This is a genomic window from Salinicola sp. RZ23 (genome assembly GCF_003206675.1).
Taxonomy (GTDB): Bacteria; Pseudomonadota; Gammaproteobacteria; order Pseudomonadales; family Halomonadaceae; genus Salinicola; species Salinicola endophyticus.
In genome coordinates, this window is the sequence record NZ_PZJK01000006.1 from 260,131 (window position 1) to 281,338 (window position 21,208).

The window sequence follows — 21,208 nt, forward strand, 5'->3', positions numbered from 1 at the left end:
AGCGCCGGGACCGGCGAAGGGATCAGATCAGACCACCGCGACGCTGGGCCAGCTCTTCATCGGCGCGCTGCTTGAGTTCCCGCACCCGTGTCTCGAGCAGCCCCCGGGTCGCCTCACGGGCATTGACCGGCTCGTCGAAGGCGAGGATCACCCGGGCGCGCACCCGGCGTGGCCACTTGCTCAACGCCTTGCCGCCGCAGTTGGAGGTCCATGACCCCCACAGCCCGCCAAGCGCCGCCGGCACCACCGGCACCGGATTGCGCGCCAGCACCAGTTCCAGACCGCGACGGAAGGCGTGCACTTCACCATCCGGCGTCAATCGCCCCTCGGGAAAGATCATCACCACCTCATCGTGGCACAGCGCCCGGCTGACCTCGTCGAGGGCGCGGCGCACGCCGCCCGGATCGCGCCGATCGGAGTCCACCGGGATGGCACCGGCGATACGGAAGAACCAGTTGAGCCAGGGCGACTCGTAGATCGGCCGGTCCATCATGAAGCGCAGCGGCCGTGGGCAGGCACCGCCGAGGACCAGCGCATCCATGAAGCTGACGTGGTTGCACACCACCAGCGCCGGGCCGGTGGCGGGGATATGGTGGCGACCGCGAAAGCGCAGCCGGTAGAGCAGACGCACCAGCACGAAGATCGACAAGCGCAGCGCCGGGCGCGGGTTGCAGATCAGCAGGCCGATACCCACCAGCAGCGCGACCCAACCCAGGCAGTAGAACAGCGTCGCCAGCGAGAGTGACAGCAGGCTGAGCACGACGATCCCGAACAGCGCCGAGCCGATCATGAACAGCGCGTTGAGAATGTTGTTGGCAGCGATCATGCGCGCCCGGTGCGCCTCGGGGCTGGCCAGCTGCATCAAGGTGTAGAGCGGCACGCTGTAGAGCCCGCCACCCAGGCCGACCAGTGCCAGCAGCGTGCTCATGCGCCAGAACTCGGTATTGCCCAGGAGCGTGACCAGCGGCAGTGGCGCCTGGGCCGACACCGCCGTTCCCGCCAGCTCGATTCCCGCGACCCCGATCACCAGCACCCCGACCGGCACCAGCCCCAGCTCCAGGCGCCCGGCCGAGAGCCGCGCGCACAGCAGCGCGCCGGCGCCCACCCCGAGTGCGAAGGCGCCGAGCAGGAAGCTGACCGCACCCTCCTCGCCGTGGGCGACATCGCGTACCCAGGCTGGCAGTTGGGTCAGATAGCAGGCGCCCAGGAACCAGAAGAAGCTGATACCGATCAGCGCCAGACGCAGGCGGCGCCCGCGCAGCCCGTCGCGCATCACCTCGAGGGTGCCCGAGAGCGGACGCCAGGCGACCCGGCCGGTGGCGCTGGGCGGCGCCGGTGGCACTCCGAAACTGGCCACCAGCCCGGCCAGCGCCACGGCGACCAGGGCCAGCGCGATCGCCGCACGGCCCAGGGCGCCATCGAGGGACGCCAGCACCCCAGCCAGCAGCGTGCCGAGCAGAATCGAGACGAAGGTGCCCAGGTTGACCCAGGCATTGCCCTTGACCAGCTCGGTCGCCGCCAGATGCTGCGGCAGGATGGCGTACTTGACTGGCCCGAACAGCGCCGACTGGGTGCCCATCATGAACAGCAACGCCAGCAGCAGCGCGAATAGCTCGAACCACACCGCCGCGGCCGCGGCGAGCATGGTCACCAGCTCGAGCAGCTTGAGCCGGCGCACCAGGCGCTGCTTGTCGAGATGATCGGCGAGGGTGCCGCCCCAGGCGGAGAACAGGAAGAACGGCAGGATGAACAGCCCCGCCGCCAGATTGGTGAGCAGACCCGTGTCCCAGCCGTAGCGCGGCACGGCGACGAAGGTCAGCAGCAGCAGCAGGACGTTCTTGAACAGGTTGTCATTGAAGGCGCCGAGCGCCTGGGTCCAGAAGAAGGGCGCGAAGCGGCGTCGCGCGAGCAGCGCACGGCTCACGTTGCGTCCGGCAGGTGCCGCAGGCCGCGCAGGGTGGTCGAGAGCAGTTGGTCGAGCAGTTCGCCGACCTCCATCGGCTGACCCTGCCAGTAGCCGAGGCGGTCATTGAGCCCCAGCTGTACCAGGCCGTGCACGCTGCCCCACAGGGTGCGCGCCATCCGCCGCGCCTCGACCGCGGAGAGCGCCGGCTGGTGCCGCCGCAGCGCCGCCTCGACGCGCACGAACAGCGCCTCGATGATATGGTTCTGGCGTTCGTCGAGTTCACCCTCTTCCGCCAGCGGATACTCGAACAGCATCTGCCAGCGATAGGGCTCGTGATGGGCGTACTGCCAGTAGGCGGTGGCCAGCGCCTTGAGCTGCGGCTCCGGCTCGGCCTCCTCGAGCCCGGCAACCGCCGCGCCCATACGATCGAGGGTCTCGATGTTGACGTACTGCAGCAGATTGCTGAAGCTGCCGTAGAGCTTGAGCAGTGTGCTCGGCGCGCAGCCCACGTCCCGCGCCAGCGAACGCAGCGACAGCGTATGCACCGAATTGCCCTGCAACCAGGCATCACATGCCGCCATCACCTGGGCATGAAGCGCCTCGGGCGCGTGCTGTCGGGGTCGAGCCATCGAATCCCTCGCTCGGAAAATCATGAGTCGCTGTTACGCCCCGCCGGGTGCGGGAATGTTGTTGTCGATTTAAAATCGAACAGCGTTTCCCAGCATATCGGTAATCTCTGCAAACGCAAGCGTCCATACGGCTAACACATCGATTTCGCGAGGCTTTTGCCAGCGCCGTCGGCATCGCGACGAGGCCCCGCCAGGGCCGGCGTGCTAGACTCCGCCCAACGCTGGCAACGCCCTCGATTCAACGCACTCGATTCATCACCCCGGGAGAGATCATGGCCGGTCGCCTACATATCGACGACTGGACGCGCCATCCGTCGCTGGCGACGGTGGGCCACCTCCAGCGGCCGCGTCTGAGCCCCAACGTGGCACCGCGGCAGTGGACCTCCATCCTGCGCCGGGAAGCCGACAGCACGCGGCTGTGCGACGCTTTCTGGGGCCTGACGCCCGAGTGGCTGGAAGTGCTCGACAATGCCCCGCACTGCGCCCGTGCGGAATCGCTGGAGAGCCGCCCGATGTTCCGCGAGGCGTTCGCCACCCGGCGCTGCGTGGTCCCGGTGACCGGGGTCTTCGTGTGGCAGCAGAGCGTGCGCGGCAAGCAGCCCTATCTGGTGACCCAGACCGAGCGCGCGCCGCTGCTGCTGGCCGGCCTGTGGACCCGCTACCGCCAGGACCACGGCCCCGAGCGTGACTCCTTCGCCCTGATCACGGTGCCCACCTCGACCTTCCTCGGCGCGCTCACCGACCGCCTGCCGGCGATCATTCCCCTGGCAGCCCTGGACACCTGGCTGGCCGAGGCGACGTCGGCGGCCCAGGCGCGGGAGTGGCTGACCCCGGCGCCGCCGGAACTTCTGGGCGCCTTTCCGGTCTCCAAGCGGATCAACGATCCGGCTCGCCAGGATTGGGCGTGCGCCTATCCCACCGGCCCGATGCAGGTGTGGTCCGCCTAGCGCGCACGTGGTTGTTTGGCACATCGTGTTCGACTCATTTCCGATTGCGCCCACTTAGGGAAACGCTGAATACATCGACGAGCGAGATGAAGCGCAAGGCGCATGGAACGCAGACTCGAAGCAACGCGTCGCACGAGACATAACATGGGGTTAGGCGAGTGTTCGACCGGGCTGGCGCACCACTACCCTGCAATACAGCGATTCGTTGGGGACGCCGAGTCCGCGCAAACCTTTTGTGAACACCCTCTTAGACAGACAGGGAGCATTCATGCCTCACCCCCGGATATCGCGCGCGTCCGCCTGCGCCTGGCTGGCCGGACTCGGCCTCATGACCCTGCTCGGCGTCTGCCAGGCCGCCGCGACGCCAACGCCCGAGACAGCCACCGCCGAGGCGCCGCCAGCGACCGGCGACGCGCCGATCCAGAGCCCCAACGACAGCCGCGCCTACCGCGCCTTCACCCTCGCCAACGGGCTCGAGGTGCTGCTGATCAGCGATCCCCAGGCCGACAAGGCGGCGGCGGCCATGGATGTCTCGGTGGGCAGCGACAACGACCCCGCCGACATGCCGGGGCTGGCGCACTTCCTCGAGCACATGCTGTTTCTGGGCACCGCGGGCTATCCTGACCCCGACGGCTACCAGAGCTTCATCCAGCGCAACGGCGGCTCGCACAACGCCTTCACCGCGGCCCAGGACACCAATTTCTATTTCGATGTCGACCCTCAGGCCTTCCCCGAGGCGCTGGATCGCTTCGCCCAGTTCTTCGTCTCGCCCCAGTTCAACCCGGACTACGTCGACCGTGAACGCCACGCGGTGAACTCGGAGTACCAGGCGCGCCGCGCCGACGATGCCCGCGGCATCGCCGAGGCGCTGGGCAAGGTGCTCAACCCCGAGCATCCGATCAACCACTTCTCGGTCGGCAACCTCGACACCCTCAACAGCGACCAGCGCCCGCTGCGCCAGGCGCTGGTCGACTTCTACCGTGCCCACTACGATGCCAACGTGATGCACCTGGCGGTGCTCGCCCCCGCCTCGCTGGACACGCTGGAACAGGAGGTCCGCAGCCGCTTCGCGGCGATCGCCGATCACGACCTCTCGCGCCCCGAGATCGACACCCCGCTGGCGCTGCCCGGCCAGCTGCCTGCGCGCCTGCGGGTCAAGACCCACGAGAGCCGTCAGCGCGTCGAGTTCCTGTTCCCGATCGCCGACCCCATCGACGATTATGCCGACAAGCCCGATGCCTACGTCGCCAACCTCCTCGGCCACGAGGGCGAGGGCAGCCTGCTCGCCGCGCTGCGTCGCCAGGGCTGGGCCGACGGGCTCTCCGCCGGCACCCGCGAGGCCGACGGCCGCCACGCCCTGTTCGACGTCTCGATCAGCCTCACCGCCGAAGGTGTCGCACATCTCGACCAGATCCAGGCCAGCCTGTTCGATCAGATCCAGCGTCTGCGTGACCAGGGCGTGGACGCATGGCGCTATCGCGAGCAGGCCGACCTGGCGCAGCAGTCGTTCCGTTTCCAGCAGCGCCAGGAGCCGATCCAGACGGTGAGCAACCTGGCCATGAGCCTCGCCTACTATCCCCTCGCCGACGTGCAGTATGCGCCCTATCGCATGGATCGCTTCGACCCTGCGGCCATCACCGCGCTGCTCGACCGGCTCACCCCGGACAACCTGCTGCGGGTCTATAGCGGCCCCGAGGTCGAGGGCGACCACACCACGCCCTACTTTGGCGCGCCCTATACCCTGACGCGGGTCTCCCAGTGGCCTGAGGCGCAACCCCTCGACGGCCTCGGGCTGCCCGAGCCCAATCCCTATATTGCCGACGACCTGAGCGTCGAGACCTTTCCCGCCGCCGCCCCCGAGCACCTCGTCGACACCCCGAGTGTCGAGCTCTGGCACCAGGCGGACAGCGATTTCGGCGCCCCCCGGGTCGAGTGGCGCTTCAGTCTGCAGTCCCCGCAGGCCGCCAGCGATGCGCGCCATGCCGTGCTCACGCGGCTGTTGGCGGGCTGGCTCAACGATGGGCTCAACGAGCGCTTCTACCCCGCCTCGCTGGCGGGCCAGGAGTTCGTCGCCTATGCCCACGGCCGTGGCATCACCCTGGCCTTTTCCGGCTGGCGCGACCACCAGGCGCGTCTGATGCAGACCGTGATCGAGCAGCTCCAGCACGGCGAGATCAGCGCCGACAGCCTCACCCGGGTCAAGCAGGGGCTGGCGCGCAGCTGGCGCAACGCGCCCCAGGATGCACTCTACCAGCAGATGCAGCGCACCCTGGGCGAGGCGCTGATGCGCCCGCAGATCAGCACCCGCAACATGCTCGCGGCGCTCGACGAGATCGACCTGCAGGATGTGCGCGACTATCGCACACGCTTCCTCAGCCAGCTCTACCTGCAGGGCCTGGCGGTGGGTAACCTGGATGCCGAGCTGGCGCAACGCGAAGGCCTGCTGGTGGCCAACGCGCTGCAGCCGCGGCTGCACGCCGACGACATTCCGCCGCTCACCGCGCTCGAGGTCCCGGCCGATGCCCCGGTGCTGCATCCCAACACGGCCCGCGACGATTCGGCGGTATTGCGCTATCTCCAGGGCCCTGACCGCTCGCTGGCCAGCCAGGCGCGCCTGGCCGTGCTCGGTCAACTGATCGGCCCGCCCTTCTTCGCCCAGCTGCGCACCGACGAGCAGCTCGGCTATATCGTCAACGCCGGCTACGCACCGCTGCTCGATGCTCCCGGGCTGAGCCTGCTGGTGCAGTCCCCGAGTGCCGACAGCACCAAGATCGACGCGCGCATGGACGCCTTCCTGACACACTTCGATCAGCGCATCCGCGCGCTCGATGCGAGTGAGCTAGCGCCCTACCGCGAGGCGGTACGCCAACAGTTGCTGACCCGCGATCAGTCGCTGGAGGAGCGCGCCAACCGCCTGTGGCAGAACCTGGCCTACCCGGAGGTCGACTTCGAGCGTCGCCGCCATCTCGCCGCGGCGGTAGCCGAGGTCACCCCACAGGCGCTCGAGCAGGTGTGGCAGGCGCTGCGCCAGCATCCGGCCCTGCGCATCACCGCCGATCCCGGCGACCAGGCCAGCGACGTGGATGCGTTGACCCGCGGCTTCACCCCGCTGCCGCGCTGAGCGATCACCCACCCACGACAACGCAGCGCCCCGGCCATGGCCGGGGCGCTGTGCATCGTGTGATGGTGATCGCTATCGTGCGGGCAGGCAGTACGCGGACGTCTTCATCGGCTGCTGCGACGATGGATGGCAGCGCCCGCCATCAATAAGCGTCGAAGGCCTGCTCCGGCATGATCGACTCGACGTACATCACCAGCTCTTCGAGCACCTGACGCTCGCGCGCGTCGAGCGCGGTCTGGTTGAGCCGTTCGATCTCACGCGCGAACTCCTTGAGGGTAAAGGCGCCGCTCTGCGGATCGTTCATCCGCGACCAGCGGAAGGCCTCCCACTGCGCCTTCTCCTCGCTCTCCAGCGTCTCTGGATAGCTGCGTGCACGCATGCGGAACAGCATCTCCTCCAGCCGCGGATCCTGGAAGGCGAAGCCGGTCTGGCCCAGCGCCTCCGGCGGCGTGGCGTGGACCCGCTCCATCGCCTGACGGTCATGCGGCGAGAAGAAACCGCCGGAGTAGAGCATCAGGTCGGGGTCTCGCGGCGGCTCGGCGGGCCCATCGGCAAAGGCCGCAGCCGCCTTGCTGGCGGCCTCCGGGTTCTGCAGCAGGGTCTGCCAGTGACGCTCGCACAGGGCGCGATCGATGCTCAGGCGCTCGGCCACCGTGGCGTCCACCGCGGCGATCGGCAGCAGCACCGGGCTACGGTTGAGATGCACCACCTTGAGCGGAATGCGCGACTCGCCCTCGGCCAGTTCGCTCTCGCTGACGAACAGTCGCGCCTTGATCTCCTCCAGCGACAGCGACGCCAGCGGCGCCGGGTCCACCGCCAGATCGTAGACGATCACCCCGTTGGGATTGCTGGGATGCTTGGCCAGCGGCACCACCAGCGCGCTGCAGCCGCGGCTCGCCGGGTAGCGCCGCGACACGTGCAGCATCGGCTTGCGCGCCTCGACATCGAGCAGCGTCGCGACCCGGCGCTTGTCGCGCAGCGACAGCAGATGCTCGAAGAACTTGGGATTGGCCGCCCGCAGCCGTTGCGCCAGGGCGATGGTCGCGCGCACGTCGGCCAGCGCATCGTGGGCCCCGGCGTGCTCGATACCGTTGGCGGCGGTGAGGTGCTCGAGCTTGAAACTGGGCGCGCCATCCTCGCGCTGCGGCCACTCGATGCCGTCCGGGCGCAGCGCGTAGAAGGCGCGCACCGCATCGATCAGATCCCAGCGCGAGTTGCCGTTCTGCCACTCGCGGGCGTAAGGGTCGAAGAGATTGCGGTAGAACAGATGACGACTCACCTCGTCGTCGAAGCGCAGGCTGTTGTAGCCCAGCGAGCAGGTGCCCGGCACGCTCATCTCGGCCAGAATGCGCGCGGCGAATTCCGCCTCGGGCAGGCCCCGGCGCAGCGCCGCCTGGGGCGTGATACCGGTGATCAAACAGGCCTGGGGGTGCGGCAGGTCGTCATCCGCGGGGCGCGCATAGAGGGTCAGCGGCTCGCCGATCGGATTGAAGTCGGCGTCGGTGCGAATGGCCGCGAACTGCGAGGCGCGGTGGCGCCGGGGATCGGCGCCGAAGGTCTCGTAGTCGTGCCACAGAAAAGTCAGTGCCGCCTTGGCCTTGGCCATACCGCTCTCCGCCTGCGCAAAAGCGCAAGCCTAGCACACGCCCGGGCGCGACTCATGCCCCCGGGGCGCGATTCGGTGGCGGCTCAATCGCGGTTGGGCAGGGTCACGTTGAGTTCGAGCACCGAGCAGTCGTTGTCGCTGTCGAGGCTGATGCTGATCGCATCCTGGTCGACCTGGACATAGCGCCGGATCACCTCCAGCAGCTCCTGCTCCAGCATCGGCATGTAGTCGGGCTGGCCGCGCTGGCCGCGCTGGTGCGCGACGATGATCTGCAGTCGCTCCTTGGCGACCGACGCGGACTTCTTGCGTTCACCCTTGAGAAAGTCGAGTAGTCTCACCGGCGGCCCCCTCCTCCGAACATGCGCGAGATCAGGCTCCGCTTCTGCGCCGCATGGAAACGCAGCGGCACCTCTTCACCCATCAGCCGCGCAACCGTGTCCAGATACGCCTGACCGGCGTCGCTGTTGTCGTCGTGGACCACCGGCACACCCTGGTTGGAGGCGCGCAGCACCGCTTCCGACTCGGGGATCAGGCCGATCAGCTCGATCGCCAGGATCTCGCGGATATCCTCCAGGTTGAGCATGTCGCCGTCGTCGACCCGGTTGGCGTTGTAGCGCGTGATCAGCAGGTGCTCCTTGACCGGCTCACGATTCTGCTCGGCGCGCCGCGACTTCGACGACAAGAGCCCGAGGATACGGTCGGAGTCGCGCACCGAGGAGACCTCGGGGTTGGTCACCACCACCGCCTCGTCGGCGAAGTACATCGCCAGCTGGGCGCCACGCTCGATCCCCGCCGGGGAGTCGCAGATGATGTAGTCGAAATCCTCGGCGAGATCGTTGAGCACCTTCTCGACACCCTCGAGGGTCAGCGCATCCTTGTCGCGGGTCTGAGAGGCGGGAAGGATATGCAGGTTCTCGGTGCGCTTGTCGCGGATCAACGCCTGGTTGAGGCCCGCCTCGCCCTGGATGACATTGACCAGGTCATAGACCACGCGCCGCTCGCAACCCATGATCAGATCGAGGTTACGCAGCCCCACGTCGAAGTCGATGACCACGGTCTTGTTGCCGCGCAAGGCCAGTCCCGTGGCAATGGCCGCTGCGCTGGTCGTCTTGCCGACGCCACCCTTACCGGAGGTTACAACGATGATCTTGGCCAAGATGAACTTCCTGTTACCCGATAGATTGTTGATCACGCCCGCCCGCAGCGGGGAGACACCTTATCGTTTTCGGCGCCGCTCGGCCCTGCCGCTTCAGGTCAGGGCCGAGATGCGCAGCTGATCTTCCCTGAGCTGCACCTGGACGCTCGCCCCAAGCATGCGCGGGTCGATGTCCTCGAGACGCTTGTAGGTACCCGCCACCGAGAGCAGCTCCGCATGCAGGTCATGGCAGAAGATGCCCGCCTCGCGATCACCATGGATACCTGCCAGGGCACGCCCGCGCAGCGGCCCGTAGACGTGCACGCTACCCGCGGCGAGCACCTCTGCCCCCGGATTGACCGCGCCGATCACCACCAGATCGCCCTCTGGCGCCGATACCTGCTGGCCCGAGCGGACCGTGCCGCGATGGATGCGCCCGCCGGTCTGCCCTCCCTCGGCAACCGGCAGCGGCAGCTCGGTCTCGACCTCCACCACCGGCTCGGCCGGGCTGGCCTCGACCGCCTTGGGGCGGCTCTCCTGCGGCGGAAACCAGCCCAGGCCAAGCGCCCAGGCGGACTGCTTGACGGGATCGGGACCGCCGCGCACCGCCACCGGCAGCAGCTTGTGCGCGCGGCACACGGCGCAGATACGTTCCAGCGCCAGGTGCGGCTCGTCGAGCCGCTCGACGCTGAGCACCACCGGCGTGTGCTGGAAGAAGGCGGGGGCCTGGCTGACCTTGCCGGCCAGCTGGGCGCGTACGCGCTCCGGGTCGCCGCTGGTCAACTCCATGACCGTCATGGGCAGCATGCCACCTTTGAACGTGAAGGCAGTCTCTGCCCGATCCCTGTTGAGACTCATGACCGAACTCCGCAGCGGGGAAATAGGGGTTACGCTATGCGAGGGCGTCTACCGCTGCAACCGATCATAAGGCCAGCTAGACCTTTTGTCAGGTGTCGCCGACGGCCGACGCCCATAGCCCAACACTCTTTTACCGCGGGCCGTCAAATGGTTAGATAGGCGGCTGCCGCCGATGCCACGCCGCCCGCCGCATCGGCCACCGCCAGCCCGTCGTTTTTCAGGATGCCAAACCTGCCATGCCAGGACTCTTTCAACGCCTACTGTCTCCCCGTCGGCGGCGCCCGCGTTGGGACCACCAGGACCCCAGCGTGCGCGCCCACGCCGCGCTGCAGCTCGATGCCGGCGACCACGCCGCGCTCAAGACGCTATCCCGAGACAGCGATGCCAGCGTACGTCAAGCCGCGCTGTCGCGCCTGAGCGATCCCGATACGCTGCTCGCGTGGCACCGGGAAGCCGCCTCGCCCGAATCGCTGGCGCGCCTGATCGATGTGATCGGCGGGCGCGAGATGCCCGCCCTCGACCTCTCCCGCCGCCTCACCCTGGTAGATAGCGTGGACGAGCACGCGCTGCTCGATGCGCTGGTCGAACAGGGCGACAACCAGACGCTACGGCTGACCGCCCTGGCCAGAATCGAGGATGAGACGCGGCTGATCCACCACGCCAGTGACAACGGTATCGCCGCTGTGCGCCTGGCGGCGGCCGAGCGGGTGTCGAGCCCGGCCGGGCTGAGCACCCTGGTCAAGCAGGCCAAGCGCGACAAGCAGGTGGCACGGCTGGCCCGTGAACGGCTGGCACGTCAGCGCGCCGATGCCGAGCAGCAGGCCGCCGCCAGCGCCGAGCGTGAGCGGCTGCTGGAAGCCCTCGAAGCCCACGCCCACCGTCCCTGGGAGCCGACCTACGACACACGCCTGAAGCACTGGGTGAAGGCCTGGGAAGCCCTCGCCGACGGCGCCGGCCAGCCCCAGCACCAGCGTTTCGACATTGCCGTCGCGCGCTGCCGTCAGCGCATCGCCGAACACGAGCACCATCACCGCGAACTGGAACGGGTCAAGCGCGAGAAAGCTGCGGCCCAGGCTACCCGCGAGGGCATCCTCGAGGCCCTGGAACAGGCGCTCAATACCGTCAGCGCAAGTGAACCGATGACCGCCGAAGCGATGGAAGCGCTGGCCTCGCGCTGGCATCTGCAGAGCGAGCGCTGGCAGTCGGTCTCCGACGACTACGGCGTCAGTGATGCCTACGCTGCACGCCATGCCGAACTGGAGCACCGGGTACAGACGCTGTGGCAGGCGTGGGAGCGCCTGGCACAGCTCGACCCCGAGCTGCGCCAGGCGCTGGAACAGGGTGACGACACCACGCCGATCCTGGCCCGCCTCGACTGGCCGAAGACCCTCCCACCGACGGCACTGGTCGAAGATGCGCGGCGCCAGGCGGCGACCGCCGTCGCCCCCCAGGAGGCGGCGCGCGACAGCAGCGCGCCGGCGTGGGACGAACAGGTACTCGGCACCCAGCTCGACCAGCTCGAAGCCGAACTCGAGAGTGGCCGCTACCGCCCCGCGGCGCAGATTCAGCGCCAGCTGCGCCAGCAGCTCGACGCCAGTACTGCCACGCTGCCCGCCGCACTCGAGCAGCGCTGGAAGCAACTCACCGCCAGGCTCGCCGAGCTGCGCGACTGGCGCGGCTTCGTCGCCGCGCCCAAGCGTGAAGAGCTGCTGACAGCGATCGAGGCGCTGGCCGAGGCGCACGAGCAGAGCGATGCCGAACGCCATCGCCGGCATCAACAGCTGATCCGCGAGTGGCGCCAACTCGGCGATGCCGCCGCCAACCGCGAGCTGGCGCAGCGCTTTCGCGCCGCCTCCGACGCCCTGCACACCCAGCTGGCTGCCTGGGAGAGCGAGCTCGCCAATCGCGAGCGCGACAATCTCGCGCGCCGTGAAGCACTCTGCGAGCAGTTGGAGACGCTGCTCGACAATCCCGCCGAGGATGCCGACCCCGACGCCCTGAGACGTATCCGAGATGCCGCCCAGGAGCAGTGGGATCAGCACTGGCCGGTGCCCAAGCGCCGCGCCGCTGCCCTGGGCCGGCGCTTCGCGCGGCTGCGCCAGCGCCTGCAGACGCTGATCGACGCCCGCGCCGGAGATAACGCCAGCCACAAGCGCGAACTGGTGGCCGAGGCCCAGCGCCTCGCCGAACAGGAGGGGCCGGCGCAGCAGCGCGCCGATCAGGCCAAGCAGCTGCAGCAGCGCTGGCGCGAGCTGGGCCGCGCACCCAAGGGGGTCGAGCAGACCCTGTGGCGCCAGTTCCGCAGCCACTGCGACACCATCTTCGCCGCGCGCGATGCGCTGCGCGGCGAGCAGCAGGCACGCCAGCAGCAGCGCTTCGATGCCATGCAGGCGCTGATCGACAAGCTCGATGCCTGGCAGCCGACCCACGCCGGCGAGCGCGACGTGCTGGATGCCGCCCTGGCGGAAGCTCAGCGCCTCTCGCCGCTGCCGCACAGCCGTCGTAGCGAGGGCATGGAGCGGCGCTGGCAGGGCATCGTGCATGCCCGCGAGGTGACCCTGGAGCGGCTCGAGCTGGTCGCTCAGGCGCGCACCTGGCCCGACTATCGCCGCTGGCTGGAACAGATGATCGCCGGCGAAGCGCTCGATCCCGAGCCGCCAGCCGCGCTGCGCCAGCGCCTGCAACAGCGGCAGATGCAGATGCAGACACCACTGAGCGCATACGACGCCGAAGAGGGGCTACAGCGCTGCCTGGTCCAGTTGAGCCTGCTCGCCGGCGAGCCGATCCCCGAGACCCTCGAGCCACTGCGTCTGGAGGTCCAGGTGGCACGCCTCAACGACGCCCTGGGGCGCCCGCCGACACCGCCGGAGGAGCTCGAGCAGACGCTGCTGCGGCTGTTCACCATCGCCCCGCTGGAGGCATCGCTCTGGGCACGTTACGCCTCTTCGTTCGACGCCCTGCTGGGTAGGCTGAGTCGTGCAGGTCACGAAGGTGTTGACACGCGCTAAGACTTACGTATAATTCGCCCCACGTTGATGCGGGGTGGAGCAGTCTGGTAGCTCGTCGGGCTCATAACCCGAAGGTCGTCGGTTCAAATCCGGCCCCCGCTACCAAATTATTAGGCCGGTGCCTTTCGAGGCACCGGCCTTTTTTTGTGTCCACCTTCCCTGGTGGCCACCCTTACGGGCCGTCGGCAGAGCCGACGTCAAAAACCGCTCCCGACGGTTTTTTGTGTCCGCCCTCCCTGGCGGCCACCCTTCGGGACGTCGGCGGAGCCGACGTCAAAACCGCTCCCGGCGGTTTTTTTGTGTCCTCGATTCCCGCGTCCTGGCTTTGATGTCCGAAATCCAGGTCGCACCCCTCTGGTGTCAGCCTCGATGTCAGCCCCTGGCGAGCCTCTTCGACGTCTTCACTCTTCTCCGCGCAGCGGTGGCTGGGCCATTCCCAGGCGTCCGATGCCGGGCAGCCGCAGTGCCGGCGGATCGAGATCGACACCGACGCCGAGCCCCAGCAGATTGAACTCGATCCCCTCCTCCCGCGCCGCGGTCACACCCAAAAGCCCACCCAGCGAGAGCTGATAGCCGGTATGCGACGGCGCCCGGGCCAGTATGCCGTCGAGCAGATAATCCTTGCCGATGGCGTTGGCCGGAAAATCCACCGTCAGTTCCGGCACCCGACGCACCACCCAGGCGACGAAGGTATTGCTGTTGGGCCCAGGCCAGATGCGATAGCGCCCGGCCTCGGGATAGGTCGGCACCAGTTGCTCGATGGTGGTGATGGCTCGCACCGCCGGCGCCCCGCGCAGCTGTGCCAGCAGCTCGGGGGGATTGCCGTACCAGGCCCGGTCCGGCTGCGCCACGGCGACCTCCACCGTGGGCCGGCGCCAGCTCACCACCTGATAGACCCGATAGTGCGCGGCGTTCTCGGCCTTGGTCGCGATCCAGGTATGCACGCCGAAGGCACCCCGCCAGGCGAAGGCGCGCGCCGCATAGACCTGCACCAGCGCCGTCGGCGTGGTCGCGGGGTCCGGCGCCAGCCCGCTGACGCTGCGCGAGGCGCGCTGCCAGTCGCCGCGCCAGTCCACCTGCTGCGACAGCAGCAGCCAGGCCGGCCCGAGCAGGAGACACAGGAGCAGCAACAGCCCGCCGCAGAGCAGTTTGAGAACGACGCGCAGGCTGCGGATGGCACTCGACATGAGACGCTCCCCCGTTCGAAATGGTCCGCCGGGGGTTGAATCACCGGCCGCTGACCCGCATAACACTCGCCAATCCCGTACCGCACATCAAGGGCACTTCTTCATGGCAATCGTCGATCCCCGCACAGGCCAACCGCTCACCAGCCCCGACGGCCAGGACAGCACCGCCGCGGCGCAAGCCCCGGCGGAGGACGTCATCGTCGACGTCACCCTGGACAACTTCCAGCAGGTGGTGCTGGAGGGCTCGATGCAGCGCCCGGTGCTGCTGCAGAGCTGGGCAGACTGGTGCGAGCCGTGCAAGAACCTCAAACCGATTCTGGAGAAGCTGGCGCACGAGTACGCCGGCGCCTTCGTGCTCGCCAAGCTCGATATCGAGGCCTATCCGCAGATCGCCTCGCAGCTGGGGGTGCGCTCGGTACCCGACGTCAAGCTGATCGCGCAAGGCCAGCTCTACGACCAGTTCCAGGGCGCGCTGCCGGAGAAGCAGGTGCGCGAGTGGCTGGGCAAGTATATCGAAGCACCGGCCGACGCCGCCGAGAGCCCTGAGGAGATGGCCCAGGCGGCACTCGCCAGCGGCGATACCCAGACCGCCCAGGCGATCTACCAGGAGCTGATCCAGCAGTATCCGGACTATCACGACTATCAGGTCGACCTCGCCGGCGTGCTGGTGGCTGCCGGCCAGAGCCAGGATGCCAAGCAGATACTCGACAATCTGCCGCCGGAGCACCGTGACTCGCCCAAGGCGCGCGGCGTGCGTGCGCGTATCGAATTCGGCGAAGAGGCGCCGAGCGCAGCCGAGATCGAAGCCCTGGGCGAGCGGGAGGATAGCGAGGCGCGCTTCCAGCGGGCGCTGCGCGCGGTGGCCGACGGTGACTACGAACGTGGCCTGGAGGGCCTGCTGGCGCTGATGAAGGCCGACCGTGCCTACGCCGACGACGCCGCTCGCAAGACCCTGCTGCGGGTCTTCGATGCCCTCGGCGCAGAACACCCGCTGACGGTCACCTACCGCCGCCGGCTGTTCGCCATGCTCTACTGAGCCACCGCTACCGAGCCTTTGCGCTGGCACGGCAACCTGACCGCGCGCCCCATGCTGTCTCCCGCGACACCCGGCCTACGCCGGGTGTCGCGCGTCAGGGAGCTGACACGGGTCAGCCCAAGACCCGATCCAGTCGCGCCAATGCCGCTTCCAATGTCTCGCTCGGGGTGCCGAAGTTGAGCCGCACGAATCCCGGCCAGCCGAAGTCGGCGCCGTTGGAGAGCGCCACCCGCGCCTCCTCGAGCAGGCGCTGCTGGGGTGACTCGGCGAGCGCGCTGCCACGCAGATCCAGCCACGCCAGATAGGTCGACTGCGGCGGTGACAGCATCACCCCAGGCCAGCCGGCGACATGCCGCTCGAGTCGGGCCAGATTGTCGCGCAGTTGGGTGAGCAGCGCCTGGCGCCAGGCTTCACCCTCGGCGTAGGCGACCTCGGCGGCGTGCAGCCCGAGCACGTTGACGCCCGGCAGCAGGCCCGCGGCGCTACGCTGGAAGCGTTCGCGCAGAGTGTCATCGGCGATCACCGCGCAGGCCGCCGAGAGCCCGGCGGTGTTGAAGGTCTTGGAGGGCGCCCAGAGGGTGATCAACCGCTCGGCGAGCTCGGGACACAGCAGACCCAGCGGCTGGTGCGGCTGCTCCGGATCGAGGATCAGGTCGCAGTGCAGCTCGTCGGAGACCACGATCAGCGCGTGCCGCCGCGCCAGCTCGGCCAATCCACGCAGCTCGTCGACATCCCACACCCGCCCGGTGGGGTTGTGCGGATGACACCACAGCAGCACCCGGGTATTGGGCCGAATGGCCGCCTCCATGGCATCCAGATCGAGCCGCCAGTCGCCGTCAGGAGTGGCTGGCGGGGCCAGCTCGAAGGTCTGCGCTTCGCGCCCGGTATAGCGCGCCACGCTCAGGAACGGCGGATAGATCGGCGTCGCCGTGAGCACGCCCTCACCGGGCTCGCTGAATGCCAGCGCCGCCAGGTGCAGCGCCGGCACCACGCCCGGCACCCAGCACTGCCAGGCGGCGTCGATCTGCCAGCCGTAGTGGCTCTCGCTCCAGCGGCAGAGGGTGTCGCGCAGCGCCGGCGTGGCATCGGCATAGCCGAACACGCCGTGGTCGACACGTTGCTTCAGCGCCTCGATCACCGCAGGCGGCGAATGGAAGTCCATGTCGGCGACCCACAGCGGCAGCACATCCTCGGCGTACTGCTGCCATTTCTTGGTCGGGTACTGCCGTCGATCGATCGGCGTGGCAAAATCGAAACTCACGGTAACGTTCTCATCCGGTTGATGATTGTCGGCCAGCCGTCGTCTTCTCAGGGAGACGCCGGCTGGCAGTGAAGGAGCGCCAATGACAGATACTCTCTGCCGCGACAGTGCCGCACGTCCGTTCTACACACGGGTGATCGCGGGCAGCTCGGCGCTGGTCGGCCACTGGCTGCTGCTGGGGCAGGCCGACCCCGACCGCCTGGCGATGATTCTGGCCGATACCGCGCGCCTGGCCAAACTTGGCGATCCCGACGGCACGCCGGACGGTGCCACCCTGACCGTCTGGAGCGGCGATGCCGCACCGCCGCGCTGGGCCGCACGCACGGCGCTGTTCCTGCTGGTGCAGATGCCCGCCAGGCCCACGCCGCGGGACACCGACGAGGCCTGCGCCTGGGCCTACTGCTGGTTGCGCAACCGCGACTTCCCCTCGCTGGAAGCGGCCCGCGACGCGCTGCCGGCGCACTTGCAGGCGCCACTGCACGAGGTGCTGGAGGACGCGTGGCAGGACCACCACGGCCAGCGCCTGATCTGAGGCTTATGGCACCAGCGTCGCTGCGCTCAGCGCTTGGGCACGAAACCGTCCGACTTGTCCGCCAGCCAGGTGACGAAAGCGCGGATATCGGGGTGGGACATCAGCGCCTCACGGCTGGCGTAGTGGTCCGCCAGCTCGCGTTCGCTGAGCATGCGATGGAGATGCGAGTGGCACGGCCGACAGATCCAGAGCACGCGGGTCTGCATCTGCTCGCGCCCGTAACGCTTGCGGTAGCGCGGCTTGCGGTGCAGCGCGCGGGGAATCAGATGGTGGCGGGTCAGCGGCGCCCGGCGCCCGCACAGACCACAGCGGTCATGGCTCATCGGTTGGCGTTCACGCGATGCTTGAAGAGGGCGGCCCGCGCCGGCCGCTTCTCTCTCCAGATTAGGGGGGAGGCCCGTGGCACGCCAGTGTCGTTGCCACGCGTCTCGCTTGCCGTTGACTCGTTTTCCATCACCCCGTTTCTCTTGCATCAGGAGTACTGCGCATGACACCAGCCGTCCGTCTGCTCGAATCCCGCGGCGTCGCCCATCGGGTCACCGCCTACTCGGTCGAGATCGCCTCGGAGAGCTACGGTCTGGACGCCGCCCGCGCCCTGGCGCTGCCACCGGCGACGATCTTCAAGACGCTGCTGGCGCGGCTCGACGACGGGCGCCTGGTGGTCGCCCTGGTGCCCGTCGATGCCAGCCTCGACCTCAAGGCGCTGGCCAAGGCCGCAGGTGCGCGCAAGGCGCAGATGGCCACCCCGGCCGAGGCCGAGCGTGCCACCGGCTATCTGGTCGGCGGCATCAGCCCGCTGGGACAGAAGCGCCGTCTGGCGAGCTTCATCGACGACAGCGCCCTCGCCCTCGACGAGATCCACGTCAGCGCCGGCAAGCGCGGGCTGGAGCTGTCACTGGCCCCCCGTGACCTGATCACGCTGCTGGAAGCCACGCCAGTGGCGCTGGCACGGCACTGAGACGTCACCGGCCCGGGGATGATCGATTGCCCGGCCCCACCCGGGCCGACTATCATGCGCGCTCTCCGCAGTCATGCGCGCTCCCGGCGATAACGCGCCGCCACCGCTGCCACACGCTCACACGGGATATCCAGCATGGTGATTCGCACCGATCAGACTCCGACCGAGGCCCAGCTGGCGATCATCGCCGAACAGCTCGGCCGCCCGCCGCGCGGGCTCGAAGCGGTCGCCGCCACCGATAGCCAGGGGCGCCCGCTGGTCCTGCGCATGGCGCCGATCGTCGACGACGCGCCCTTCCCCACGCTCTACTGGCTCTCCTGCGAACGCCTCAAGGTCGTGCTCTCGCGGCTCGAGGCGAGCGGCGTGATCAAGGAGCTGGAGGCACGCCTGCAGCAGGACCCGGCATGGCTATCCAGTTACCACGCCAGCCATGCCGACTATGTTGCCCAGCGCTGGTCCTACATGAGTGACGCCCAGCGCGAGGAGATCGAGCGCCGCGGCTTCGCGCCGCTGATGCGCGAGCGTGGCGTCGGCGGGATCACCAACTGGGATCAGGTGCGCTGCCTGCACACCCAGTACGCCCACCACCTGTGCGGCGACAACGCCATCGGACGCTGGCTCGACGCGACCTACGACGTCGCCGCCACCATCCCCTGACGGCCGTCTCACCCGATCGCTGAAGGAGCGACAACGTGCATATCTGTGTCTATCTGGGTTCCCGCGAGGGCAAGCATCCGCAGTTCGCCGCCGCGACCGAGGCGCTTGGCCGGGCCATTGCCGCCCGCGGCTGGGGGCTGGTCTACGGCGGGGCGCGCAACGGTCTGATGGGGCGGCTGGCCGATGCCTGCCTCGCCGCCGGAGGAGAGGTGATCGGGGTCATGCCCGAGCATCTGGTCCAGCGCGAGGTGTCGCACCAGGGCCTGACGCGGCTGATTCGCGTCGCCAACATGCACGAACGCAAGGCGACCATGGCCGCCCACGCCGATGCCTTCGTCGCCCTGCCCGGCGGTATCGGTACGCTGGAGGAGCTGTTCGAGATCTGGACCTGGCGCTATCTGCAGCTGCACCACAAACCGGTGGGCGTGCTCGACGTGGGCGGTTTCTACACCGGGCTGCTGAATTTCCTCGATACCACCGTGGAGCACGGTTTCCTGGACGCCAGCACCCGCCGCGAGCTGATCGCCGACACGGATATCGAGCAGTTGCTGGACCGGCTGGCGGCGGATCGCGATCCGGCCGCCTGACCTCCGGCTCAGTCCGCGCTCAGCGCCGGCGTCACCGCGTCGGCGCCGACATAGCGGCGCCGCTTGTCGGGCTTGAGCCGGGTGACGTCGACCACCACCAGGCCATCCACGCAGAAGCCGAAATCGGTATCCACGCCGAACCCCAGAAAGCGTACTGCCCCGGGTTCGGCGACCTCGCAGTACTGCTTGTAGAGCACCGGCACGCTCACCCCCATCGCCTCCAGCTGCTCGCGCAGGCGGCGGAAGTCCTCGTCACGATCGCCGCCGTCGAACAGCCGCTCCGCCTCCATTCGCCCGGCGTCGGAGAGCACGAACGGAGCCCGCGGACGCACGCCCTCCTCGGGGTCACCGTAGTAGTGGCGATAGTAGCTGATCACCAGCTCACGGGCGCGCAGCGGCAGCGCGGCCGATAGCGAGACGGGGCCGAACAGCCAGCGCACCTGCGGATGGTGACGCAGATAGGCGCCCAGCCCCTGCCACAGATAGTCCAGGCTGCGGCGCCCCCAGTAGCGCGGCTGGACGAAGCTGCGGCCGAGCTCGAGCCCGTGACGCAGCTCGTCCCAGGGTGCCGTCTCGAGGTGAAACAGGGTCGCGGCGTAGAAGCCGCTGGGGCCGTGGGCGTCGAGAATCGCCCCCGCCTCGCCCAGGCGATAGGCCCCAGCGATCTCCAGATCACGATCGTCCCACACCAGCAGGTGGCGGTAATAGTCGTCGAAGGCGTCGAGATCGCGCCGCCGGCCGGTGCCCTCGCCGACCCGGCGGAAGGCGATCTCGCGCAGCCGACCGATCTCGCGCAGCACCACCCCGTGGGGCGGCCCCTCGACCAATAGAATCTGCTTGCCATCCTTGGTCTCGCCCAGCCTGCGCGCCTCACGCAGCGCTTCACGCAGCGCCTGCCGGCTCTCCGGATGGGCGATCGCCGCCTCGCCACGGAACAGCCCCTTGCGCCCCTGCCCCAGCCGGTAGACGTGCTTACGCAGCAGCTTGAGCGTCGCCTCCGAGCGCAGGCCGCCGCGGGCCAGTTGCTCCAGCGGCAGCAGGTCACCGATGCGCACGCGGAGCTGGCGATCGCGCAGGCGGAACATCTCGTGCGGCAGCAGCAGGGTCCCGATCTCGTCGCGCACTGCCGCCAGGGCGTAGAACAGCCAGGAGTTGCGTCCGCCCACATGCAGTGGCAGCAGTGGCGCGTTGGTGCGTCGCGCCAGATGGAGGACCCCGGCCTGCCAGCGGCGGTCGCGAATACCCCGCGGCCCGGCCCGAGAGACCTCACCGGCGGGAAACACGATCACCGCTTCCTCGCGATCCAGCGCCGCCTCGATCGCGGCCAGACTGCGCCGATAGCCGCGCCGGTTCAGGTTGTCCAGTGGCAGCAGACAGGGCGCCAGTGGTTCGATCTGGGCCAGGATCGAGCTCGCCACGATTCGTACGTCACTGCGCACATCGGCCACCAGGCGCAGCAGCGCCAGCCCATCGAGCGCGCCCAGCGGGTGGTTGGCGACGATCAGCACGCGTCCGAACACCGGGATATTCTCACGCTCCCGCGAGGAGACGGCGTAACCGAGACGGAAGTAGTCGAGTACCTGCTCGACGAAGGCCAAGCCACGGGTCTCGCGGTGGCGTGTCAGGAAGTCGTTGATCTCACGCTCGTGGATCAGGCGACGCATCAGCGCCGTGGTGCAGTGCCGCAGCCATAGAGGCAGGCGACGAAAGCCGCCGAGGTGTCGTTCGAGCAGCGTGCCGGTGTCGATCATGAGCCATCCCCTCTCTCACTTGGGAGGCT

The 21,208-nt window shown here is 68.6% G+C and carries 18 protein-coding genes and 1 tRNA gene; 9 read left to right on the forward strand and 10 right to left on the reverse strand.

Annotated features, from left to right (window positions below; translation table 11 throughout):
• Positions 1-22 precede the first annotated feature (22 nt).
• Together DOM67_RS06035 and DOM67_RS06040 are read right to left on the reverse strand one after the other, a co-directional pair.
• Complete coding sequence (locus tag DOM67_RS06035) at positions 23-1,924, reverse strand: MFS transporter (RefSeq protein ID WP_232825154.1); 1,902 nt, start codon at positions 1,922-1,924, stop codon at positions 23-25.
• Entirely contained in the window at positions 1,921-2,535 is a 615-nt protein-coding gene (locus DOM67_RS06040; RefSeq protein ID WP_110674745.1) for a TetR-like C-terminal domain-containing protein, read from the reverse strand. The genes DOM67_RS06035 and DOM67_RS06040 overlap by 4 nt, the downstream gene beginning before the upstream one ends.
• A 272-nt stretch (positions 2,536-2,807) precedes the next feature.
• Between DOM67_RS06040 and DOM67_RS06045 the strand changes: the two genes are divergently transcribed.
• Positions 2,808-3,482 (forward strand): SOS response-associated peptidase, encoded by a 675-nt coding sequence (locus DOM67_RS06045; protein ID WP_110674746.1) that lies wholly within the window; start codon positions 2,808-2,810, stop codon positions 3,480-3,482.
• Between the two features lie 268 nt (positions 3,483-3,750).
• Positions 3,751-6,603: an insulinase family protein gene (locus DOM67_RS06050; RefSeq protein WP_110674747.1), complete on the forward strand. Its 2,853-nt coding sequence runs from the start codon at positions 3,751-3,753 to the stop codon at positions 6,601-6,603.
• 142 nt (positions 6,604-6,745) lie between these two features.
• On the opposite strand, the gene sbcB is transcribed toward DOM67_RS06050, so the two are convergent.
• The 4 genes from sbcB to minC all read right to left on the reverse strand — a co-directional run bounded on the left by sbcB (position 6,746) and on the right by minC (position 10,202).
• A complete protein-coding gene (gene sbcB, locus DOM67_RS06055; RefSeq protein WP_110674748.1) occupies positions 6,746-8,209 on the reverse strand; it encodes an exodeoxyribonuclease I in 1,464 nt (487 codons plus the stop codon).
• Between the two features lie 83 nt (positions 8,210-8,292).
• Positions 8,293-8,547, reverse strand: a complete 255-nt coding sequence (gene minE / locus DOM67_RS06060) for a cell division topological specificity factor MinE (protein WP_035475350.1) — start codon at positions 8,545-8,547, stop codon at positions 8,293-8,295.
• Positions 8,544-9,365 carry a septum site-determining protein MinD gene (gene minD, locus DOM67_RS06065; protein ID WP_110674749.1) on the reverse strand — a complete coding sequence of 274 codons (822 nt, stop codon included), beginning with the start codon at positions 9,363-9,365 and terminating at the stop codon, positions 8,544-8,546. Before minD ends, minE begins: the two co-directional genes overlap by 4 nt.
• Positions 9,366-9,458: 93 nt before the next feature.
• Positions 9,459-10,202, reverse strand: coding sequence for a septum site-determining protein MinC (gene minC, locus DOM67_RS06070; protein WP_110674750.1), 744 nt, complete (start codon positions 10,200-10,202; stop codon positions 9,459-9,461).
• Between the two features lie 308 nt (positions 10,203-10,510).
• Here minC and DOM67_RS06075 point away from each other — a divergent pair, with 308 nt between their 5' ends.
• Positions 10,511-13,210 (forward strand): DUF349 domain-containing protein, encoded by a 2,700-nt coding sequence (locus DOM67_RS06075; protein WP_198651734.1) that lies wholly within the window; start codon positions 10,511-10,513, stop codon positions 13,208-13,210.
• 28 nt (positions 13,211-13,238) lie between these two features.
• A tRNA-Met gene (locus DOM67_RS06080) sits at positions 13,239-13,315 on the forward strand.
• 296 nt (positions 13,316-13,611) lie between these two features.
• Here DOM67_RS06080 and DOM67_RS06085 read toward each other — a convergent pair.
• Complete coding sequence (locus DOM67_RS06085; RefSeq protein ID WP_110674752.1) at positions 13,612-14,397, reverse strand: DUF3750 domain-containing protein; 786 nt, start codon at positions 14,395-14,397, stop codon at positions 13,612-13,614.
• Between the two features lie 103 nt (positions 14,398-14,500).
• Here DOM67_RS06085 and DOM67_RS06090 point away from each other — a divergent pair, with 103 nt between their 5' ends.
• Entirely contained in the window at positions 14,501-15,433 is a 933-nt protein-coding gene (locus DOM67_RS06090; RefSeq protein WP_110674753.1) for a tetratricopeptide repeat protein, read from the forward strand.
• 112 nt (positions 15,434-15,545) lie between these two features.
• Here DOM67_RS06090 and DOM67_RS06095 read toward each other — a convergent pair whose 3' ends face one another.
• A complete protein-coding gene (locus DOM67_RS06095) occupies positions 15,546-16,694 on the reverse strand; it encodes a PatB family C-S lyase (RefSeq protein WP_110674754.1) in 1,149 nt (382 codons plus the stop codon).
• 82 nt (positions 16,695-16,776) lie between these two features.
• On the opposite strand from DOM67_RS06095, the gene DOM67_RS06100 reads away from it, so the two are divergent.
• Entirely contained in the window at positions 16,777-17,226 is a 450-nt protein-coding gene (locus tag DOM67_RS06100) for a hypothetical protein (RefSeq protein ID WP_110674755.1), read from the forward strand.
• A gap of 26 nt (positions 17,227-17,252) precedes the next feature.
• Here DOM67_RS06100 and DOM67_RS06105 read toward each other — a convergent pair whose 3' ends face one another.
• Entirely contained in the window at positions 17,253-17,549 is a 297-nt protein-coding gene (locus tag DOM67_RS06105) for a hypothetical protein (RefSeq protein ID WP_110674756.1), read from the reverse strand.
• A 164-nt stretch (positions 17,550-17,713) separates the two neighbouring features.
• Here DOM67_RS06105 and ybaK point away from each other — a divergent pair, with 164 nt between their 5' ends.
• The 3 genes from ybaK (at position 17,714) to DOM67_RS06120 (ending at position 19,428) form a co-directional block, all read left to right on the forward strand.
• Complete coding sequence (ybaK, locus tag DOM67_RS06110; RefSeq protein ID WP_110674757.1) at positions 17,714-18,184, forward strand: Cys-tRNA(Pro) deacylase; 471 nt, start codon at positions 17,714-17,716, stop codon at positions 18,182-18,184.
• A 135-nt stretch (positions 18,185-18,319) separates the two neighbouring features.
• The gene (locus DOM67_RS06115) at positions 18,320-18,841 is read left to right on the forward strand and encodes a DUF501 domain-containing protein (protein WP_110674758.1); all 522 of its coding nucleotides are present in this window, start codon (positions 18,320-18,322) and stop codon (positions 18,839-18,841) included.
• 35 nt (positions 18,842-18,876) lie between these two features.
• On the forward strand, positions 18,877-19,428 hold the full coding sequence (locus DOM67_RS06120) for a TIGR00730 family Rossman fold protein (RefSeq protein ID WP_157958798.1): 552 nt from the start codon (positions 18,877-18,879) through the stop codon (positions 19,426-19,428).
• Positions 19,429-19,436: 8 nt separating this feature from the next.
• Here the strand turns inward: DOM67_RS06120 and DOM67_RS06125 are convergent, their stop codons facing one another.
• Positions 19,437-21,179 carry a lysophospholipid acyltransferase family protein gene (locus tag DOM67_RS06125; protein WP_110674759.1) on the reverse strand — a complete coding sequence of 581 codons (1,743 nt, stop codon included), beginning with the start codon at positions 21,177-21,179 and terminating at the stop codon, positions 19,437-19,439.
• Positions 21,180-21,208 lie beyond the last annotated feature (29 nt).